Annotated in this window: 20 protein-coding genes; 14 read left to right on the top strand and 6 right to left on the bottom strand. The window is 62.8% G+C overall.

Translation table 11 applies throughout. The annotated features are described in order from the left end of the window. The first annotated feature begins 237 nt into the window (after positions 1-237). The 3 genes from hmpA (at position 238) to ACUXV1_RS02065 (ending at position 3045) form a co-directional block, all read left to right on the top strand. On the top strand, positions 238-1455 hold the full coding sequence (hmpA, locus tag ACUXV1_RS02075) for an NO-inducible flavohemoprotein (RefSeq protein ID WP_081554964.1): 1218 nt from the start codon (positions 238-240) through the stop codon (positions 1453-1455). Between the two features lie 187 nt (positions 1456-1642). Continuing rightward, positions 1643-2089, top strand: a complete 447-nt coding sequence (locus ACUXV1_RS02070; protein WP_194426526.1) for an Rrf2 family transcriptional regulator — start codon at positions 1643-1645, stop codon at positions 2087-2089. A gap of 98 nt (positions 2090-2187) precedes the next feature. Next, positions 2188-3045, top strand: a complete 858-nt coding sequence (locus ACUXV1_RS02065) for an endonuclease (protein ID WP_114155095.1) — start codon at positions 2188-2190, stop codon at positions 3043-3045. A gap of 19 nt (positions 3046-3064) precedes the next feature. On the opposite strand, the gene ACUXV1_RS02060 is transcribed toward ACUXV1_RS02065, so the two are convergent. The 4 genes from ACUXV1_RS02060 to ACUXV1_RS02045 are packed head-to-tail and all read right to left on the bottom strand — an operon-like array spanning position 3065 to position 6955. Then, the gene (locus tag ACUXV1_RS02060) at positions 3065-3922 is read right to left on the bottom strand and encodes a carbohydrate ABC transporter permease (protein WP_446014224.1); all 858 of its coding nucleotides are present in this window, start codon (positions 3920-3922) and stop codon (positions 3065-3067) included. 17 nt (positions 3923-3939) lie between these two features. Next, positions 3940-4806 (bottom strand): carbohydrate ABC transporter permease, encoded by an 867-nt coding sequence (locus ACUXV1_RS02055; RefSeq protein ID WP_114155090.1) that lies wholly within the window; start codon positions 4804-4806, stop codon positions 3940-3942. Positions 4807-4816: 10 nt separating this feature from the next. Next, complete coding sequence (locus ACUXV1_RS02050; RefSeq protein WP_446014225.1) at positions 4817-6061, bottom strand: ABC transporter substrate-binding protein; 1245 nt, start codon at positions 6059-6061, stop codon at positions 4817-4819. Positions 6062-6088: 27 nt separating this feature from the next. Continuing rightward, positions 6089-6955, bottom strand: a complete 867-nt coding sequence (locus tag ACUXV1_RS02045) for a BadF/BadG/BcrA/BcrD ATPase family protein (RefSeq protein WP_446014226.1) — start codon at positions 6953-6955, stop codon at positions 6089-6091. A 232-nt stretch (positions 6956-7187) separates the two neighbouring features. Between ACUXV1_RS02045 and ACUXV1_RS02040 the strand changes: the two genes are divergently transcribed. Next, positions 7188-8399, top strand: coding sequence for an ROK family transcriptional regulator (locus ACUXV1_RS02040; protein WP_446014227.1), 1212 nt, complete (start codon positions 7188-7190; stop codon positions 8397-8399). Positions 8400-8502: 103 nt separating this feature from the next. Further along, on the top strand, positions 8503-10185 hold the full coding sequence (locus ACUXV1_RS02035) for a glycoside hydrolase family 9 protein (protein ID WP_446014228.1): 1683 nt from the start codon (positions 8503-8505) through the stop codon (positions 10183-10185). A 70-nt stretch (positions 10186-10255) separates the two neighbouring features. On the opposite strand, the gene ACUXV1_RS02030 is transcribed toward ACUXV1_RS02035, so the two are convergent. Further along, the gene (locus ACUXV1_RS02030; RefSeq protein ID WP_043631116.1) at positions 10256-11575 is read right to left on the bottom strand and encodes a DEAD/DEAH box helicase; all 1320 of its coding nucleotides are present in this window, start codon (positions 11573-11575) and stop codon (positions 10256-10258) included. A 521-nt stretch (positions 11576-12096) separates the two neighbouring features. Between ACUXV1_RS02030 and ACUXV1_RS02025 the strand changes: the two genes are divergently transcribed. Together ACUXV1_RS02025 and ACUXV1_RS02020 are read left to right on the top strand one after the other, a co-directional pair. After that, on the top strand, positions 12097-13626 hold the full coding sequence (locus tag ACUXV1_RS02025) for an EAL domain-containing protein (protein WP_446014229.1): 1530 nt from the start codon (positions 12097-12099) through the stop codon (positions 13624-13626). Between the two features lie 76 nt (positions 13627-13702). Then, positions 13703-14530 (top strand): hypothetical protein, encoded by an 828-nt coding sequence (locus ACUXV1_RS02020; protein WP_114155078.1) that lies wholly within the window; start codon positions 13703-13705, stop codon positions 14528-14530. A gap of 57 nt (positions 14531-14587) precedes the next feature. Here the strand turns inward: ACUXV1_RS02020 and ACUXV1_RS02015 are convergent, their stop codons facing one another. Continuing rightward, complete coding sequence (locus ACUXV1_RS02015; protein ID WP_043631123.1) at positions 14588-15385, bottom strand: response regulator; 798 nt, start codon at positions 15383-15385, stop codon at positions 14588-14590. A 301-nt stretch (positions 15386-15686) separates the two neighbouring features. Here ACUXV1_RS02015 and flgB point away from each other — a divergent pair, with 301 nt between their 5' ends. The 7 genes from flgB (at position 15687) to ACUXV1_RS01980 (ending at position 20880) form a co-directional block, all read left to right on the top strand. Then, positions 15687-16103 carry a flagellar basal body rod protein FlgB gene (flgB, locus tag ACUXV1_RS02010; protein ID WP_043631126.1) on the top strand — a complete coding sequence of 139 codons (417 nt, stop codon included), beginning with the start codon at positions 15687-15689 and terminating at the stop codon, positions 16101-16103. Continuing rightward, entirely contained in the window at positions 16103-16513 is a 411-nt protein-coding gene (gene flgC, locus ACUXV1_RS02005; protein ID WP_043631128.1) for a flagellar basal body rod protein FlgC, read from the top strand. The genes flgB and flgC overlap by 1 nt, the downstream gene beginning before the upstream one ends. Positions 16514-16532: 19 nt before the next feature. Beyond that, positions 16533-17243 carry a flagellar hook assembly protein FlgD gene (locus tag ACUXV1_RS02000; protein ID WP_019102823.1) on the top strand — a complete coding sequence of 237 codons (711 nt, stop codon included), beginning with the start codon at positions 16533-16535 and terminating at the stop codon, positions 17241-17243. Between the two features lie 36 nt (positions 17244-17279). After that, positions 17280-18524, top strand: a complete 1245-nt coding sequence (gene flgE / locus ACUXV1_RS01995; protein ID WP_043631129.1) for a flagellar hook protein FlgE — start codon at positions 17280-17282, stop codon at positions 18522-18524. 17 nt (positions 18525-18541) lie between these two features. Beyond that, positions 18542-19285 (top strand): flagellar basal body rod protein FlgF, encoded by a 744-nt coding sequence (locus ACUXV1_RS01990; protein WP_039754246.1) that lies wholly within the window; start codon positions 18542-18544, stop codon positions 19283-19285. Between the two features lie 72 nt (positions 19286-19357). After that, on the top strand, positions 19358-20140 hold the full coding sequence (flgG, locus tag ACUXV1_RS01985; protein ID WP_043593001.1) for a flagellar basal-body rod protein FlgG: 783 nt from the start codon (positions 19358-19360) through the stop codon (positions 20138-20140). Between the two features lie 44 nt (positions 20141-20184). Then, positions 20185-20880, top strand: coding sequence for a flagellar basal body L-ring protein FlgH (locus ACUXV1_RS01980; RefSeq protein ID WP_446014230.1), 696 nt, complete (start codon positions 20185-20187; stop codon positions 20878-20880).

Below are 20880 nucleotides of genomic sequence, written 5' to 3'. Positions count from 1 at the left end.
CTGCGCAATGGAGGCGCCGCCGCCAGGTTATGCCGTAAGAATGTGAAGATTTTATGCAAGCGGTATGGTTGGGGTGTTGACTTGGGTCAAGACTGCCCAGAGCGAATGTTTGCCCGGGGCGATGACAATACCGCGATAAAGATGTATAGTTTTTACATCTTTAAAGGAGGCCGGGGATCAACCGGCATTTTTTACCTGCTTTAAAATGTATGTAAAAAACATCTTTAGGAGTCTTCCATGCTGAATCCCGAAATCCGCGCCCTTGTCAAAGCCACTGTTCCGGCGTTGCAGCAACACGGCCTGGCTTTGACCAGCCATTTCTATCGCCGCATGTTCACTTACAATCCGGAGTTGAAAAACATCTTCAATCAAGGGCATCAGCATTCCGGTCAACAGCAGCAGGCGCTGGCGATGGCGGTATTGGCCTACGCCCAGCACATCGACGACCCATCGCCGTTGGCGCCTGTGCTGACCCGAGTGGCGCACAAACATGTCAGCCTGGGCATTCGGGCCGAGCACTACCCCATCGTCGGCAAGCATTTGCTGGCCTCCATCCAGGAGGTGCTGGGCGAGGCGGCAACGCCTGAGTTGATAGACGCCTGGGCCGCCGCTTACGGCCAACTGGCGGATATCTTGATCGCCGAGGAGCGCGAGCTGTATCTTGCCGCCGCCAACAACGAGGGCGGCTGGGCCGGCTGGCGGCCGTTCCGCATTGCGCGCAAGGTGGACGAGAGCGAGGAAATCACATCCTTCTATCTGGTGCCGGCCGACGGCGGCGCGGTGCCGGGTTTCCGTCCCGGTCAGTATGTTTCGGTCAAGTGCTTTGTTGCGGAATGGGGGCTGGCTCAGCCGCGCCAGTACAGCCTGTCTGACGCGCCCAATCGCGAACATCTGCGGATTTCGGTCAAACGAGAAGCGGGCGGTGACGGCAAGCCAGCGGGCCGAGTGTCCAATCTGTTGCATGCGGAAAAGCGGGAGGGCGACATTCTGGAACTGAGCGCGCCGCAGGGCGATTTTTTCCTGCATGAAGAGCGTAGCGGTCCGGTGGTGCTGATCAGCGCGGGCGTCGGCCAGACGCCGATGTTGTCCATGCTGTGGCACCTGCTGAAAACCGGCAGCCGCCGGGAAATCCGCTACTTGCACGCGGCTCGCCACGGCGGCGTGCATGCGATGCGCAACGGTTTGCGGCAGATGCAGGAACGCCACGCGCAGCTGCGCGCCCATGTTTGCTATGAAGCGCCGCGCGCGGAGGACAAACTGGGCCGGGACTATCAGCAACAAGGCCGTCTACAGCTGAACCAACTGCGTGAAATGACGCTGTTGCCGGATGCTGACTACTATCTGTGCGGCCCGGTGGGCTTCATGCTGGCGCAGCGCTCCAGCTTGTTGGACCTGGGCGTGGCGGTGGAGCGGATTCATTTCGAAGTGTTCGGCTCCAACGCCGTCGGCGCTTAAGCCATTGAGCCGGCGGCGCTTGCCGCCGGGCTCCGCTTCAGAACCTGTTCAATGTCTGCTGCGCGTCGACGATACGACGTTTAAAACAGTTTCAGAATGCTCGTGTACCATGTGTACACTTCGCGTCTTCAGTCATTTTTGCCTTGTCTCGTGCTTGATCGCTAGGCTTGGAACAGGTTTTAAGACCATGCAATTGACCCGTTTTACCGACCTCGGCCTCCGCGTGCTGATGTATCTGACCTGGCAGGAAGAGGGGCAGTTGGCCACCATTCCGGAAATCGCCGCCCGTTTCGAGGTGTCGCGCAACCACTTGGTCAAAGTTGTCCATTTCATGGCGCAGCAGGGCTGGCTGCAGACCTGCCGCGGCAAGGGCGGCGGCCTGGCGCTGGCGCGCGCGCCGGAGCAGTACCGGGTGGGCGAGGTGGTGCGCGAGCTGGAAGGGCTGTCGCAGTTGATAGACTGTGCGGATCCGCCGTGCGCGCTTCGGCAAGGCTGTAGACTCAAGGGCGCGCTGGACGAAGCCTTGGCGGCGTTTTTCCGGACGCTGGACCAGTATACGCTGCGCGATATGATGGCCGCGCCTACCGGCGAGGCCATCGTCCGGCTGCACCGGCAGCCCTTGCGTCCCGGTTAATGACGTTGTTGTTTTTGTTGAAATTTATATGGATTATCATTTGTAATATTTTTTGGATCTTATTGTCGTGAACACGGCGGGTACTTACACTGCCCGCCATGCGTTATCCCATCCTCCTCCCCGTTATTTTGTTGCTGGCCGCTTGCGATGCGGCCGAATTTTCCAAAATCAGTCAATCAGCGGAAGTCAAAATCCTGGCCAAGGCCGGAGCGGCCGTGGTGCGCCAGCTGGAACAGGTGACGCGGCCAGCCGCCGACACGGGCGCGCCGGGCCGGGTACAGGCCGCGCAGTTGGTGAGCGGCGTCAAGCAAGTAGGACACCGCGATTTTTCCAACGCCAAGAAAGTATTGCCGCGGGTGTTTGCCGGCATGGAGCAGGATTTCTATTGCGGCTGCGACTACCGCGGCAAGGCGGTGGATTGGGCCTCCTGCGGCTATGTGCCGCGAAAATCGGAAACCCGCGCCAGCCGCATCGAGTGGGAGCACGTGGTGCCGGCCTGGAATCTGGGCCATCAGCGTCAATGCTGGCAGCAAGGCGGCCGCAAGAACTGCGCGGCCAGCGATCCGGTCTTCCGCATGGCGGAAGGCGATTTGAACAATCTGGTGCCGGCGGTGGGCGAGGTCAACGGCGATCGAGCCAACTTCGCCTACGGCGCGTGGAGTCGCAAGCCGACGACGATGTACGGTCAATGCCAATCGGTAACGGATTTCGGCAACAAACGCTTCCAGCCGCGTGAAGAAGTGCGCGGCGTGGCGGCGCGCATCACGCTTTACATGCATGCGCGCTATCAGCTACGCATGAGCCGGCAGGACCAGCAACTCATGTGCGCCTGGGCGCGCCAGTACCCGGTGAACGCCTGGGAGCGACGTCGCGACGCGCGCATCGTCCAATTGCAGGGCGAGGGCAATTTCCTGGTGGCGGAGCCGCAGCGCTTGGCAGAGCTGTGCGGAGCTTGAGCGCCGCGGCCGGGCGGCGTTATTTGACCGCGCCGTCCATGCCGCGCATGAAATAGCGCTGACAAAATAGAAATACCAGCAATACCGGCGCGATGGTCAGCGCCGCGCCGGCGGCCACCATCCGCGTGGAGGTGGCGAAAGCGCCTTTCAAGTACTGCACGCCCACGGACAGCGGGTAGAGGTCAGGGTTCTTCAGCACCACGCTGGGCCAGACATAGCTGTTCCAGGACCATACCAGGGTGAAGATGGCCAAGGTGGCCAGATAGGGCCGGCTCAGCGGCAGGCATATGCGCCAGAACAGTTGCCAGTCGCCGGCGCCGTCCATGCGCGCGGCGGCAATGATTTCTTCGGGAATTTCCTCGAAGGCGTGCTTCATCAGGAAAATCCCGAAAGCCCCGGCCAATGTTGGAAGCGCTACTCCGACGCGGCTGTCGTCCAGCCCCAGCCAGGACAGGGTCATGTAATTGCTGAGCACATTGGTTTCGCTGGGCAGCAGCAAGGTGGCGATGATGGCGTAAAACACCCATTGCCGGCCGCGAAAGCGCAGCTGCGCCAGTGCGAAGCCCGCGCAGCTTGAAACCAGCAGCGTGCCGGCAGTGGAGAGGCCGGAGATCAAAGCGGAGTTCCATAAAAACCGTCCCATCGGGGTCTGATCCCAGACTTCGCGAAAGTGGGTCAGCGACAGGGGTTCCGGCCAGCGCGGCGGGAAGTCGAACACCTGTTCGCCGTTGCCCAAAGCGATCATCAGCGTCCACCCAAACGGATAACAGGCGGCGCAGGCCAGCGCTAGCAGCAACAGGTAGTCCGGCAAGCGCCGGAGAGCGCGCGCGGGGGCTTGCCGGGCGGGGCGGGCGAGTAGGCTTGAGGCTGCGGTCATGGCGAGTGTCCTGAAAGCTAGCGGTGGGCGGGGCGCAGCAGGCGGAAGTTGAGGCCGGCCAGCAATAAGCACACGCAGGTCAGCAGTAAGCCGGCGGCGGCACCGCGGCCAAAGTCCAACTGATCGAAGCCTTGATGGAACATGTAATACAACACGGTGTAGGTGGAGTTCAGCGGGCCGCCGCGCGTCATCACCAACACTTCTTCGAAGGCTTTCAATGCGTCCAGCGTGGAAATCAGGCTGCAGAACAAGATGGTGGGCCTTAGCATCGGCAGCGTGATGCGCCAGAAACGCTGCCAGGCATTGGCGCCGTCCAGCACGGCCGCTTCCTGCATCTCCGCCGGAATCGCCTGCAGGCCGGCGAGGTAGAGCACCATGTAGTAGCCGATCCCGCGCCAGAAGGTGACGAACATCACCGAGAACAGGGCGATGTCCTCATCGCTGAGAAAGCCGATCTCCTGTTGCGCGGTCAAAAGCCGCAACCAGCGCAGTGCGCTGTTGAGCACGCCGTAATCGGCGTACATCCAGTTCCACATGATGCCGACCACGGCTACGGTGGTGATCACCGGCAGGTAGACGGCGGCGCGGAACAGCTTGATGCCGCGCAAGGGCCGGTTGGCCAGCAGCGCCAGCGCAATGGCAGCCAACTGGATCGCCGGCACCACCAGCAGATAGAGCAGGGAGTTGCGCATCGCGCGCCAGAACACCTCGTCCTGCAGCAGGAATTCGAAGTTTTCCAGGCCCGCCCACTGCGGCGGCGACAGCAGGTCATAGCGGGTAAAGGCCAGGTAAGCTCCGAACAGCAAGGGCCAGAAGGTGAACACCGCCATTAGCGACAGAGCCGGAGCCAGGAACAGCCAAGCGTTGCGGGCGCTGGATTTCATTGTTGCGCGCTTACTTCAACTGCCGGTTCCAGAACACGACCGCCTCGTCCAGCGCCAGCTGGGCGTCCTTGCGGCCGGTGACCGCGGCTTCCACGCTGTCCACCAGTTTTTTCTTCAGGTCCGCCAACCGCGGCACCCCGCTCAGGCTGAAGGTGCGGATGTCCGGCGCAGCCTTGGCGCCCTGGGCGCGGGCGATGTCGACCAGGCTGCCGCCGGCCTGGGTGAAATAAGGATCGCGCAGCGCTGCGCGAGTGGAGGGGAAGGTGGCTCCGGTGACTTTGGAGAACGCCAGCTGCTGAGCGTCGCTGGTGAGGAAGCGAGCGAACTTGATCGCTTCGGCTTGAGTGGACGCAGGCAGCCCTTTGGATACTGCCCAGCCGAACTGGTAGCCGCCCTGTGTCACGCCAGTGGGCCCCAGCGGCGCCGGTTGTACCCGGCTGACCTCGAAGATGGCGCGGGCGTCGGTCTGGGTGCGCCTCACCGCGGTGGGCGCGGTTTCCATCATTGCCAGCCGGCCGCTGTTGTAGAGCTTGACGCTGGCCTGGTAGTTGTCATCGGCGAACAGGTTCTCCTTGGCCAGAGCGCCGGCTTTGTAAGCGTCGGCGTACTGGCGCAGCAAGGCCACATGCGCCGGGCTGTTGAAGACCGCCTTGCCGTTTTGCAGCAGAGGCAAGCCGCGGCCAAGCATGATGCCGTCGATCTGGCCCAACTGGGGCAGCAGGCCGGGCACGCCGGTCTTGACGCGGATGGCTTTGGCGGCGGCCAGTTGCTGCTCCAGGCTGGCCAGCTTGCGCGCCGGATCCAGGCCGGCCTTGCGGAACAGCTCGCCGTTGAGCACCAGCACATTAACGTTGTTGTACCAAGGGTAGGCGTAGAGCTTGCCGCCCACGCTGAGGTCGGCCAGCGCATTGGGCAGATAAGCGACCTTGTCCGCTGTCAGTGCGCTGTCCAGCGGCAAGAGCGCGCCTTTCTGCGCGTATTTATACAAGCGGGGCACGTCGTGGTTAATCAGCGCCGGCGGCCGGCCGGCGGCGATGGCGGCGTTGAGCTTGGTCTCGAAGCCCTCGTTGAACACATCCACCCAGCGCAGTTCGACATTGGGATTTTGCGCCTCGTACTGTTTCTTGGCGGCGGCGAAATAGGCGTCGAATTGCGGCTTGAGCGAGTCAGTCCAGTATTCGACCACGATTTTGTCGGCGCGGGCCGGGCCGGCCAGGGCCAGCAAGCCGGCGAGCAGCAGCGGGGAAAGGCGCATGGGGAGTCCTTTTCGGAGAGAGGGAGATCAGGCGGCCAGCAAGAGCAGCGCGCCTGCGCAGGCGTCGCCCTGCGGCGGGCTGAGCCGGGTGGCGAATTCCGGCGGCAGCCAGTCGCGCAGCGCTTGGCCCAGGCCGCCGCACAGCGCCACCGGCAAGCTTTCATCCGGGTCCAGCGCCTTGGCGATGGACCAGGCGTCGCGGCCAGCCTGACGCAGCAGTTCGGCCGCCAGCGAATCCCGGCGGCCATTGGCCACCACCAGCGGCGCCAGCTGTGCGAAGAGCGTCGGGGTGGCGCGGCCGTTCCAGGCCATCATCGCCTGCCAGTCGCCGCCCACATGCTCCAGCACCGCCCGCGTCAGCGGCGTCGGCTCCAGGCGGCCGTCCAGCGCCATCTGCGCGTACTGGGCGGCGCGCTGGCCCAGCCAAGCGCCGCTGGCCTCGTCGCCGCTGGGGTAGCCCCAGCCGCCGACTTCGCGGTGGCCGCCGTCCGGATACAGCGCTTCGCCTATGCTGCCGGTGCCCAGCGCCACGATCACGCCGGGGCGGCCGCCATGGGCGCCCAGCAAAGTGGTGTAGCCATCGGTGGCCAGGCGCAAGCGGGCGTAGCCGGGATCGGCGGCGCGGAAGGCCTCGGCCCAGCCTGCGTTGTGCACGCCGGACAGACCAAGGCCGATCGCGCATTGCGCCGGCGGGGCCAGCGGCAGGCCGGCCTGCTCGAAGGCGCGAGCGACGACTTCGTTCACGGCGGCCCAGGCTTGCGGCACGCCGCGCGACAAGGCGGAGGGGCCGCCTTCTGCGTGGGCCAGCGGGCGGGCGCGCGCGTCGCTCAAACAGACGCGGGTGCCGCTGCCGCCGCCATCGACGCCCAAGCGATATTCAAAAGCTTCAGTCACGGTGCTGTCCTTGGTCAAATGCGTGCGTTCGGCGCAAATCACTGAAACATCAGGGGTTTGCATTGTCGCGATGCGATGCCATTGGCGTTTTTGGAAATTCAATCATTACAATGGCATTTCGTCAAGTTGATTTATTTAATTGTGTCGACAACACGGCCCGGCAGTCGCCGCCGATGCAACAGGCCTTGCCGGCGCGCTTGTCCGCCCTGTGCCGGGTCGCCATACTGCCTCCATGAAATCCATTCCCGCAGGTCGGGACTCGCGCACGGTGGCGGGGACCAATCTGGAACACGCCCGCGCGCACAACCGCCGCGCGGTGATAGAAACCATACGCCTGAACGGGCAGCTGACCCGCGCCGAGGTGGCTCGGCTGACCGCGTTGACGCCGCAAACGGTGTCCAATATCGCGGCGGAATTGCTGGACGGCGGCATGTTGTTGGCGGGGGAGCCGATGCGCGAAGGAGCGCGCGGCCAGCCGGCGATACCGCTGAGCATCAATCCCGACGGCGCCTACTCGCTGGGCATTCAGTTGGATACCCAGTCGCTGATCGCGGTAGCGGTGGACCTGGCCGGGCAATGCCGCGCGCGGGTGGAGGCGCCGGTGCAGCGGCCGGATCCGCAGCTGGCTCTGCCCTTGATCGAAGAGGTGGTGGGCCGGTTGCGCGCGGACTCCGGAATAGACTGGGGGCGGGTATTGGGCTTGGGACTGGTGATGCCGGGTCCGTTCGGCGTTGAGGGCATGAGTTCGGTGGGCCCTACCACCTTGCCGGGCTGGGAAGAGGTGGATGCGGCGGTGCAATTGGAGCGCAGGCTGGATCTGCCGGTCTTGCTTGAAAAGGACGCTACCGCCGCGGCCATCGGGGAGCGGCTGTACGGCCGCGCCGCCGCGCTGCGCAATTTCGTTTATCTGTTCATCGGCGCCGGGCTGGGCGCGGGCTTGTTTCTGGATGGGAGGCTGTACGCGGGCGTCCGCCACAACGCAGGCGAGATCGGCCACATGATCGTGATGCCGGATGGAAGGCCTTGCGATTGCGGCAACCATGGCTGTCTGGAGCGTTATGTATCGCTGCGCGCATTGTACGAAACCTTGGGGCTGGCCGACGACGCCGAGCTGGCTGCGCTCAGCCTGGAGCGGCCGACGCCGGAGATCTGCTACGGCATGGAACGCTGGCTGGCCACCGCCGCGCCGCCGCTACGCCAGGCGATCAATATCCTGGAGAGCCTGTTGGATATTGAGGCGGTGGTGATAGGCGGTTTCCTGCCGCCAGCCTTGCTAGAGCAACTGGAGCAACGGCTGCATCCGCTGCCGGGGTCTATCCGGCAAAGCTGCGGCCCGCGCGTGCTGCTGGGGAGCGCCGGCCGCGACACGGTGGCGCTGGGCGCGGCGGCGCTGCCCATCTTTGATGAATTCAATCCGCAGTACGAAGTGCTGCTCAAGGTTTGATGCGGCGTCTTTTTATGTCAATGGCTTGACCTGGACGTCTCGGCGCGTAAATATTGCCCGTCATTAAGGCAAAACGATTTACTTATTAGCCGGGAGACGCGCCATGAAGATTCTGCTGAATCATGTTGGTTTTGAACCCCAAGCGCCCAAGCAGGCCTTGTTGCAAGCGCCTGCCGGGGCTGGGCCTGCGACGCTAGCCTTGTTGGATGGGGAGGGACGGATCGCGGCCGACATTCCCTTGAGGCCGCAGGGCATGGCGGAGGGCTGGCCGGAATGGCACTACTGGCTGGCGGATTTCAGCGGCTGGACGCAGCCGGGACGTTACCGGCTGTGGTTACGGGACAGCGCGCCGCCGGTGATCAGTCACGAGTTCGAGGTGGGGCCTGATTGCCTGGGCAGCCAGATGCTGTCCGATCTGTTGCATTATTTTAAGTCGCAGCGTTGCACCGGTCTTTACGACCAGGCGGATCGAACCGCGCCGGAGTGGGGCGGAGAGGCGCGGCGGGATGCGCGCGGCGGTTGGTTCGACGCTTCCGGCGACTGTTCCAAATACCTGTCCCATCTATCCTACGCCAACTTCATGAATCCTCAGCAGACGCCGCTGCTGACCTGGTGCCTGATGGCGGGCCGCGACGCTTTGCCGCCGCAGCCGCGCTGGTTCGACGAGCGCATGGTGGACGAGGCTTTGCACGGAGCGGATTTTCTGTTGCGCATGCAGCACTCGTCCGGCTTTTTCTACATGACCTTGTTCGATGGCTGGAGCAAGGCGCCGGAGCAGCGCGAGCTGTGTGCTTTCACCACTCAGCGCGGTGTCAGATCAGGCGCCTTCCAGGCCGGTTTTCGCCAGGGGGGAGGCCTGGCGATCGCCGCGCTGGCGCGCGCTGCGGAACTGCCGCGCGACGGTGAGTTCGGCCGTGGCGATTATCTGGCCGCGGCGCGGCGCGGCTTCGCCCATCTGCAGCAATACAATGCGCGTTATCTGGACGATGGCTGTGAAAACCTGATCGACGATTACTGCGCGCTGTTGGCCGCCTGCGAACTATACGCGGCTAGCGGCGAGCCGGTGTTCGCCGATGCCGCCGACCGCCGCGCGCGGCGCATGTTGGCGCAGCAGGACGAGGCCGGTCGTTTCTGGATGGACGCGCAGCGGCGGCATAGCTATTTTCACGCGGTCGAAGCCGGCCTGCCTTATCTGGCCTTGCTGCGCTTCGCCGCGGTATTGCCGGCGTCGCCGCTGGCGAGCGATGCGCGACGGGCGGTCCGGCGCGGGATGGAGGCGGAAATGACGCTGACGGCGGCGGCGGGAAACCCTTTCGCTTATCCGCGGCAATGGGTGGCCCGCAACGGCGAGGAGGGCGTGGCGCGCTTTTTCATGCCGCAGCAGAATGGCAGCGGCTACTGGTGGCAGGGGGAAAATGCGCGGCTGGCCTCGCTGGCGGCGGCGGCCTGCGGCCTGGCGCAACAGGAGTCGCCAGAGGAGGGCGAGCCCCTGCGGGCTTATGCCCAGGGAGCGCTGGACTGGATTTTGGGGCGCAATCCCTTCGACGTTTGCATGCTGCAGGGCTGGGGTCGTAATAATCCGCGCTATGAGCCGGGCTATTACAATGCCTGCGGAGGAGTGTGCAATGGGATTACCGCCGCGCCGGGCGCGGATGAAGGTATTGCTTTTCTGAGCCCAAAAGAAACCGATATCGGCCAATCCTGGCGTTGGACGGAACAATGGTTGCCGCATGGCGCCTGGCTGTTTCTGGCCTTGGCTTTGCGCCGGCGGGCGAATGAAGGCTGAAATGTGAAACGCCATCGGCAAGCCGATGGCGTTCTGTTGCGGCGCCCCCGTTGCCGGGGGCGGCCTGCGTTTACTGCTGTTGGGTGCTGCGCGGGCCGCGGTTGCCCTGATAACCGCCTTCGCGGCGCTGGCCTTGGTAGCCGCCTTCGCGACGATTGCCGTAGCCGCCGCGACCGCCGCCGCTGCCCGGACGGCGATCACCGTAGCCGCCTTTGCCGCTGGTGTTGCGGCGCGGGCCTTTCGGCGGGCGACGGGTCGGTTCCATGCCTTCGATCACGCCTTCGGTGATTTGACGCTTCAGGTATTGCTCGATGCGGCGAACCTTGTGGAACTCCTTGGACTCCGCCAGGGTGATGGCGGTGCCGTCGCGGCCGGCGCGACCGGTGCGGCCGATGCGGTGCACGTAGTCTTCAGCTTGTTTCGGCAGGTCGAAGTTCACCACATGGGTGATGGTGGGCACGTCGATGCCGCGGGCGGCCACATCGGTAGCCACCAGGATCTTGATACGGCCGCGACGCAGATCGTTCAGCGTGCGGTTGCGCCAGCTTTGCGGCATGTCGCCGTGCAGGCAGGCGGCGGAATAGCCCTGGTCGGACAACTTGTCGGCCAGTTCTTCGGAGTAGGCTTTGGTGGCGGAGAAAATCACGCACTGGTCGAAGCCGGACTCTTTCAGAATGTGATCCAGCAGACGATGCTTGTGGTTCAGATCGTCGGCGTACAGCAGGTGTTCTTCGATGGTGCCGCCCGAGGTTTCGGTGCGGGCAATTTCGATGCGCTGCGGATCGCGGGTCATCTTTTCAGCCATGCGGCCTACGGTGCCGTCCAGCGTGGCGGAGAACAGCACGGTCTGGCGGGTGTCCGGAGTGGCTTTGACAATGGTCTCGATGTCTTCGATGAAGCCCATGTCCAACATGCGGTCAGCTTCGTCCAGCACCAGCATTTCCAGGCGCGAAAAATCGATGCGGCCGGAGCGCATGTGATCCATCAGACGGCCGGGCGTAGCCACGATCAGGTCGATGGGGCGCGACAGCGCTCGGGTTTGGTAGCCGAAGGATGCGCCGCCTACCAAGCAGGCGGTCTTCATCCAGCGCAGGTCCTTGCCGTATTCCAGCGCGTTCTTTTCCACTTGCTGAGCCAGTTCGCGGGTTGGGCACAATACCAGCACGCGCGGGCCCTGGCCCTTGCCGGTGGAGCGTTCGGACAGCTTGGTCAGCGCCGGCAGCAGGAAGGCTGCGGTCTTGCCGCTACCGGTTTGGGCGGATACCAGCAGGTCGCGGCCAGCGATGGCGGCGGGCACGGCTTGAGCCTGTACTTCGGTAGGGGAAGAATAGCCGGCGGCTTCCAGAGCGCGCAGGATGGTCGGGGCGATGCCCAGATCGGAAAAATGCATGATGTCCTTTCAGGCCGGTTACTGCCGGCGTCACTTAATAGCCAGGTTGGTGGCGGTCGGTTATACGGCGCCTTTAAGCCGTAAATCATCGGCACTAACCTGACAAGCGGCGAACAGCGGTCCAGTCTGATGCGACATTATAAGCGTGGACGAAGCCTGGAAATGGTCAGGGACGATGAAGCAATCTCACTCGGGCTGAGGCGTGGTTTGGAGTGCCCGGTGGAAACACAAGAGGCCGGACTATACGGTAAATCGGACAGCTTTACAACTGTTTTTTAAAAACATGCCGGCTAAGTATTTGATTGTTTGCCGCTTGCCGTGACGGTTTTCCAAAAAAGCTGTCGCCCGCCCGCGATGGCGGGTGAGGATTCGGCTCCGGAAGCGTGGCGTTGGCTTGTGGAGATTTGCGAGGTTCTAACTACACTTCAACGATGACGGGCCATGCGTGACACCTTCGTTGAGGGCTGGCAATGAGTGGAAAGAACAGATTCGCAAGCACGGACCGGACGCATGCTTGGCTGATGTCCAGTTCCTCTGGCGCAGCCTATGCCGTTTGCGTCGGTTTGGCCTTGGCGCTGACGATGGTCTTGGCGCTGGCGTTGACGGCGTGGCGGATGCAGTCGGCGGCCAGGGAGAGGGCCGAGTTGGTTGTCGGGCAGCTGACCTGGCAGTTGTCGCCCGCGTTCGCCGCGCTGACGCGATTGGACGGGCTGCCGCCGCCGGAGCCGGATTGCCGCGCTCAAACCCAGGCTTTGGCTGAATTGGTTCAGCGCACGTCGCTGGCGCGCTTCGCCTTGGCGCGCGGCGCCGGCGGCGCGCAGTGTGCTTCCCGGCGCGGCGTTTCGGAGGGGGCGGCAGGGTTTGAGAATGGGGCGAGCTTGTTGCCGGCCGGCAATGGCCAGCTGTTGCCGGGGTTGCGGTTGGGGCATGCCGCAGGGGTGATTGAGTTGGACGCAGGGCCCTTGGTGGCTCAATTGGCGTTGGCCGAGCGTGATGGTTTGAAAGTGAGCTTGCTGGCCGGGCGGCGGGCGCTGGCCGCCAACGGCGAGGTGAGGGATCAGGGAGCGGACACGGGCGGAGAGGTGGCGTGGGTGCCGTCCGCGCCGGCGCGCATAGGCGTGCTGGCGGCGCCGCAGTGGGCGGCCGCGCCCTTATTGGCGCTGCAAACTCAATGGTTGGCTTTGTTGGCGGCCGCAGCCTTAGGGGGCGGCGTGGCTTGGGGAGCGCGCCGCGGTTCCGGCGGGCGCAAGGCGACGGGGTGGGAGATATCCGAGGGGATTCGGCAAAAAGAGTTTTTCGCCCATTACCAGCCCATCGTCACCGCGGCCAGCGGCGAATGCGTCGGAGTGGAGGTGCTGGCGCGCTGGCGGCACCCGGTGCAGGGCAATGTGCGCTCTGAACTCTTCATTCAGACCGCGATTGAGGCCGGCATGATTGTGCCGCTGACGCGCTACATGCTGCGGAGGGTGGCCGAGGAGTTGAAGCAGATCGTATTGCCCCCCGGTTTTATGGTTGGGGTCAATATCTCTACCGATCACCTGGCTTTGCCCGAACTGCTGGAAGATTGCCGTCCGCTGGTTAATCTATTGCGTGAAAAGCAGGCTCAACTGGTGCTGGAGGTGTCGGAGAGGGCTCCATTGCAAGAGGCTTCCGGCGCGCAAAAGGTGATCAACGGCTTACGGCAGATGGGTGTGAGGCTGGCCTTGGACGACTTTGGCGCCGGCTATGCCGACAAGGCTTATCTGAGCCGTTGGGGCTTTGACTATCTGAAGGTTGAGAAAGGTTACGTGTCGGCCTTGGGCCAGGACAGCCTGAAAGGGAATATTTTGGATGGCCTGCTTTTATCCTCCAATGAAATGGGGGTGCAGGTCATTGTGAAAGGGGTGGAGACCCAGGGTCAGCAAAGCTATCTGAATGTGAAGGGCTTCGAGTATTTACAGGGCTTTTATTTTGGCAAGCCGATGACCTTGAATCATTTCCGGCAGTGGCTGTATTCAGGCATTGCGGAAAGCCGGGTCCGCCCGGCGGGCAAGAGGGGCGGCGATGGGTGAGGCCGGCTCGCGGCTTGGGGACGCGGGGGCGCTTTGTTACAATGCGCCCTTTTTTGTTTCAGGAAAGGAGTAGGGAATGATGTATGCCGTGCAGCGTTATGCGGCCTCCCGTCCTTGGGCCAAGCGCGTCAGCCAGTTGTATGTTCAGGCCTTGCAGCCGTCCGCGGCGCGCAAGGAAATGAAGGAAGTGATCAAGCGCGAACTGGAGCGCGCCGCCCAGGTATTTGCAGTGAAACAGCAGACCATCGTCGCTGAACTGGCTTTGGCGGAGTCCTGGGGCTGTTTCGCCCGTCATGGCCGCGTGATTTCCCATCTGGACGACGGCTTGGTGCGGGCCTTGGCCCACACTCGGCTGCCCTCGCAATTGCCGGATACGCTGAATTTGCCGGCCGACGCCTTCTTTCTACATGTGCCCGGAGGCGGCGGGGCTTTCGTCTCGCATCAGCCGGAGCGCAAGGCCTTGCTGCTGACCTTGGTGGAGGAGGGGTTTTCGCGCGACGCCGCGCAATGGCTGCATGAGTCCGACGCGGTGGAAGCTTTGCTGGTCACCTATCCGGGCGAACTGGCGCCGCAGATAACGGAGGTGGCGGAGCGTTGGCAAGCCTTGTTGGCCGCGGTGCTCAATGGCCTTGCCATGATGACTCAGCCCAAGCTGGAGAGAGAGCTGTCCTGGCAGTCGGGTGCGCCGGAGTCATGGGTGGAGCAGGCCGGCGCGCCGACTTGCGCCAAAACTCGGCAGCGCGGCCGCAGCCAATTGCTGAAGGCCGGCTTCAGCGAGGTGAGCTTCTGCCGCATTCCCGAGCTGGACGCCGCGCAGGCTTACGCGACTCAGGGTTACTGGCGGCGGCAGGCGTTTGGCGAGGCCAAGGCCAATTCGCGGCTAGTGTGGGTGGCGCCCAAGTAAGAAAGAGCGGCTTAGGGTCTGTTCAAAGTCTCGCGAGCAAGGGCTTTGAACAGATTCTCAGTATTCCTGCAGCAGTTCGCGGATGGTGTCTCTTAGCTTGTTGGTAGAGAAGGGCTTGTCGCAGCAGGCCGAGACGCCGGCCGCCTCCACTTCGGCCAGCCGGTCGTGATCGGTCTCGCTGGTGATCATCAGGATGGGGGTGCGCCCCTGAGTGCTGTTTTGTCGGATGTGGCGAGCCAGTTCGCAGCCATCCATGCCGGGCATGTGGTAGTCGACAATGATCAGCTGAAAGCTTTCGCTCTCCAGCAGCGGCAGCGCGTCGGTCCCGCTGGCGGCTTCGGTGAAGTGTTCGAAGCCCAGTCGCTCCAGCACGGCGCGCACATGGCGGCGCGAGGTATGGCTGTCGTCTACGATCAACACCTGGACATTGGCCAGATCCGTGTCCACCTCCATGGCCAGGCTCTCGGTGTTGATGAAGTCCAGCGCGTTGGCCAGCACCTCGTCCAGTTGGCCGTTGGTGAAGGGCTTGGGCAGGATGCCCAGGCTGCCCGCCTGGCGGATGGGTTCCAGCCGTTCCGGATTGGTTTCGCTGGAAACCAGAATGAAAGGCATGCCGCTGAGGTCGGCGCTTTCGCGCATCTGTTGCAGTAACTGCTGGCCCGTCATGTCCGGCAGGTAATAGGCGCTGATCACTAAGTCGGGGCGCGACTCGCGCGCACGGCTGAGCAGCGCTTCGCCGTTGGGGTGGACCTCCACTTTGGAGATGCCCATCTCCCCCAGCGCCTTGCTGATGATCTGCGCCTGCACATGCGAAGGCTCAGCCAGCGAGATGATTAAATGTTGTACTTCCAGCATGCCTCTTCCCCCGCCTGTATTCTCTATTTTGTCAAAGCCGTCCGCGACCGCCGGCCAATGCGTAAGTGTCGGCGATCCCGGGCGCGTCTTCAATGGTTCTTATGTTGGTTTGGCACGAATTGCGCGGTGCGGCAAGCAAAATCTGTCGCTTGGGCCGGAGGCGGCAAATCTTGCCGCTCATTGTTGCCGTTTGGGCCGCTGCGGCCGAGGGCGTGGCGTATTGCTCAGGAAAATCAAAGGGCTGTCGGGGTTCGGTGGCTTGGCACGCTTCCTGCTTTAACGTCGCCTCAAGGAGGCTGACATGCTAGACAAAATCGCCAAACATTTCGACTTTCAGCAGCGAGCGCTGAATTTGCGGGCCTATCGCACCGAGGTGCTGGCCAGCAATATCGCCAATGACGAAACCCCTAACTACAAAGCGGTGGATTTCGACTTCGGCAAGGCCTTGCAGGCGCAAACGGATGCGCAGGGTCGTTTGGCGATGAATCTGACCGATGCCCGGCATCTTGCAGGCGCCGGCGGCGCGGGAAACAACGGCGCCGCCCTGCAATACCGCGCGGCGGTGCAGCCCAGCGTGGACGGCAACACCGTGGACATGGACGTGGAGCGCGCGGCTTTCGCCGACAACGCGGTCCGCTTCCAGTCGACGCTGACTTTTCTGAACAAGCGGATCAGCGGCCTGAGTTCGGCGATCCAGGGCCAGGGAGGCAATAGCTGATGTCTTTGTCCAATGTGTTTGCCATTTCCGGTTCGGCGATGTCGGCGCAGTCGATGCGCCTCAGCCTGGTGGCGAGCAATATCGCCAACGCGGAAAGTTCGACCAGCTCCACCGGCGAACCCTACAAGGGGCGTCACGCGGTGTTCACCGCGATCCCGGTGACGGCCGCGCAGCCGCAGGTGGCCGGCGTGCGCGTGACCGCGGTGGTAGAAGACCAGACCCCGCCGCGGCTCAAGTACGACCCGGGCAATCCGCTGGCCGACCAGCGCGGCTACGTGACGATGCCCAATGTGAACCCGGTGGAGGAGATGGCCGACATGATCGCCGCCTCCCGCGCCTATCAGAACAATGTCGAAATCATGAATACGGCCAAGACGCTGCAGCAGAAAGTGCTGCAGCTGGGCCAGTGAGGCGAGAGGAGTAACGGCAATGGCTAGCGCAAATCCTTATGACGTACTGAATAGTCAGACTCAGACCAACCCGAACAGCAGCGTCAACGGCAGCAAGAGCAATTCCGGCGTGGTCGGCTCCAGCGCCAACGACATTCAGAGCACTTTTCTGAAACTGTTCGTGGCTCAGATGCGTTCCCAAGATCCGATGAATCCGATGGACAACAGCCAGATGACGTCCCAGATGGCGCAGATCAGCCAGGTAGGCGGCATTCAGCAGCTGAACCAGTCTATGCAGGCGCTGATCGGCGCGCAGGCGGCGTCACAGTCGCTGATGGCGTCCAGCATGATAGGCAAAAAAGTGCTGGTGGCCGGCAGCAGCCTGCCCAAGCCGCCGGATGGCGGCACCACCCCGGCCGGCGTGTTGCTGAACGGCCCGGCGCAGACGGTGAAAGTCAGCGTCAAGGACGCCAACGGCAATGTGGTCCGCACCATGACCATCGACAAGCCGGTGGCCGGCGTCAACACCTTCAGCTGGGACGGCAAGAACGACAAGGGCGAAGTGGTGCCGGCCGGCAAATACAGCTTTAGCGCCGACGTGACGCAAGCCAGCGCCAACGGCAGCACCAAGGCCGTGGCCTACAACACGCAGACAGTAACCGCAGTGGCCTGGGATCAGGGCATTCCCGAGCTGGTGCTGCCGGACGGCAGCCGTGCCCAGTTGGGCGACGTGGCGCAAATGACCGCCTGATCCTGCTGACCTCATTCGACTTCAAGGACTGACATCATGGGCTTTCAACAAGGTTTGAGCGGCTTGAACGCCGCCTCCACCCAACTGGATACCATCGGCAACAACGTAGCCAACGCCAACACCGTGGGCTTCAAGAGTTCGCGCACGGAGTTTGCCGACATGTACGGCAATACCTTGTACGGCATCGCCACCACTACGCCGGGCATTGGCGTCAAGGTGGCCGCGGTGACGCAGAACATGAGCAACGGCAACGTGACCACCACCGGCCGCAGCCTTGACTTGGCGATCAACAACGGCGGCTTTTTCACCGTGGCCCAGCCGGACGGCACCTTGTCCTATACCCGCAATGGCCAATTCCAGATCAACAATCAGGGGTATGTGGTCAATAACGGCAACTTCCTGCAGGGCTGGCAGGCGGACGCCGCAGGCAACATCACTCAGGGGCCGGTGAGCAAAATACAGCTGAACTCCAACTTGGTGTCGCCGCAGGCCACCACCAAGGCCACCCTCGGCGTCAATCTGGATTCTCGCAGCACGGTGCCGACCGTTACGCCGCTGGACCCGACCAATTCATCCTCCTATAACTGGTCGAACACCAATACGGTATACGATTCGCTGGGCAATCCGCATCAGGTGACCATGTACTATGTCGCCGGCGCGCCCACCGCCACCGGCCGAACCTGGACCGCGACCGCTTATGTCGACGGCAATCCGGCCAATAACACGCCGCCCAACAGCAACAATTTCTCGCTGACTTTCAACACCTCCGGCGTGCTGACCACGCCCGGACCGTTCAACATCAATTTTTCCCCCAACCCGCTCAACGGTTCGGCGGTGCCGCAGACCGTGGCCTTCAGCTTTACCGGGTCCACTCAGGTGGGGCAGAACTTCGGCGTGACCACTCCGCCTATCATCGACGGTTCCGCTCCTGGCAATCTGAAGGGCATCAATATTTCGTCCTCGGGCATCATTCAGGCGACGTATACCAACGGACAGACCAAAACCATAGGTCAGGTTGCTCTCGCCAACTTCATCAATCCGCAAGGTTTGCAGTCCAAGGGCAATAATCTGTGGGCGCAGACTTACGATTCCGGCATTGCTTCCTACAACGCGCCCGGGGCGGGCAATACCGGCACCATTCAGGCCGGCGCGGTGGAAGATTCCAACGTCGACCTGACCTCGGAGCTGGTCAATATGATTACCGCGCAGCGCTATTACCAGGCCAATGCGCAGACCATCAAAACCCAGGACACCCTGGTGCAGACCTTGCTGAACATCTGATGAGCTGAGCGCGCGCGATGGATAGAATGCTTTACCTGGCGATGAACGGCGCCAAGCACGTGATGTGGCAGCAAGCCACCACCGCCAACAATCTGGCCAATGTGCACACCAACGGCTTTAAGGCCGACGTGGTGGCGTTCCGCGCCTTGCCGGTGGTGGGCGAGGGCGCGCCGACGAGGACCTATGTGGTGGACAACACCGTGGGCCACGACCTGAGCCAGGGCAGCTTGATGCACACGGGCAACGCCAGCGACTTCGCCATCGGTTCCAAGGGCTTCTTCGCGGTACAGGCGCCGGACGGCGCCGAAGCCTATACGCGCGACGGCGGCTATGTGCTCGACGCCACCGGCATGATGCGCACCCGCTCCGGCCTCCCCATCATGGGCGACGGCGGCCCCATCGTTGTCCCTACAGGTTCCCGCATTCAATTGGGCGAAGATGGTTCGGTCATGGCGATTCCGCTGTCCGGCGTGGTGCGCACGCCGCAGCTGGTCGGGCAGATCAAGATGGTCAACCCCGGCCCCAAGGACGTGTACAAGGGCGAGGACGGTCTGTTTCGCATCAACGGCGGCGGCAACGCGGCAGCCGACGCCAACGTCAAGCTGGTGCCGGAAATGCTGGAGGCCAGTAACGTCAATTCGGTGGAAAGCCTGGTGCAGATGATCTCCCACGCCCGCCAGTACGACCTCAACGTCCGATTGATGCAGACCGCGCAGCAAGGCGATCAGCAGGCGGCTCAGTTGTTGTCCACAAACGGTTAAACCAATAAGACAAGATTTCGCCGCGGCGGCCCGGTAGAGGCTGCGCGGTTCTGGAGACGAGGTAAACAAGCCATGATGCGCGCACTGTACATCGCCAAGACCGGCATGGATTCCAGCCAGTTTCAACTGGATGTGGTGTCCAATAACCTGGCTAACGTCAACACCGTGGGTTTCAAGCGCAGCCGCGGCATTTTCGAGGACTTGTATTACCAGACCTTGCGTCAGCCCGGCGCGCAGTTGGCCAACGGCAACACCACGCCCACCGGTCTGCAGGTGGGGACCGGCTCGGCGGCGGTAGCCACCGCCCGCATCCACTCCCAGGGGAATATGACTCAGACCGGGCAGCCGCTGGACATGGCGATCGCCGGCGAGGGCTTCTTCCGCATCCAGCTGCCGGACGGCACCACCGCTTATACCCGAAACGGCGAGTTCAAGCGCAACTCCAACGGCGACGTGGTGAATCCGGACGGCTATCCGCTGAATCCCAATATCAACATCCCCGGCACCGCCAACCAGATTACGGTGTCCACTGCCGGCGTGGTGCAGTACTTTTTGCCCAATAACCCGGCGGCGCAAACCGCGGGCACCATCCAGCTCACCACCTTCATCAACCCGCAGGGCCTGGAGAGCGTGGGCAACAACCTGTATTTGCAGTCCGCATCCTCCGGCGATCCGCAGGATGGGGATCCGCAGACCGATACCCGAGGCGCGGTGCGCTCTGGTTTCGTGGAGGCGTCCAACGTTAACGTCACCGAGGAGCTGGTCAATATGATCACTGCGCAGCGCGCGTTTGAAATGAACTCGCGGGCGATCACCACTGCGGACCAGATGCTGCAGAAACTGAGCCAGCTGTAAGCGGAAGCGGGCCGCCGGTGGAAGGCGGCCGATCGAGATTTGAATTGACGAGGTGTTTGATGAAGGCGATGGCGATAGCGGCGATGCTGGCCGCACTACTAAGCGCTTGCGTGACCCAGGAGCCGCCGCTTGTGCAGCAACCCACCAGCGCGCGTCCGCAACCGCAGCCGGTCAGCATGCCCACCAATGGGTCGATTTTCCAGGTAGCCAGTTACCGGCCGTTGTTTCAGGACCAGATGCCCGCTTATGTTGGCGACACCTTGACGGTGAACATCCAGGAAAACTCGTCCACGTCGGCATCGGAGCAGACAACCAATACCCGCACTTCGGGTCTGAACAGCAGCATCAACGCCGGAATCAAGATTCCCTTCCTGCCCAGCGGCGCCGCCGGTGGCTTGGCCGGCGCCAATTTTGGCGGCACGGGCTCGGCCAACAATACCGGCAAGGGCGACAACAAGGTGGCTACCTCCTTTGTCAGCTCCATCACTGTCACGGTGTTGGAGGTGTTGCCCAACGGCAATCTGTCGATCAGCGGCGAGAAGGTCGTGCGCGTGAACAGCGATACCGAGTCGATCCGCCTGTCCGGCGTGGTCAACCCGCGCGATATCAGCGCGGATCGCAGCGTGTCTTCGCTGAAGGTGGCGGACGCCCGCATCGAACAGCAGACCAAGGGCACGCACCGGCTATACAATGAGCCGGGCTGGCTCACCAAGTTTTTCATGAGTATATTGCCGATTTAA

It is taken from the genome of Chromobacterium sp. W521, from assembly GCF_052805975.1.
This window is presented reverse-complemented; position numbering and strand designations above follow the sequence as displayed.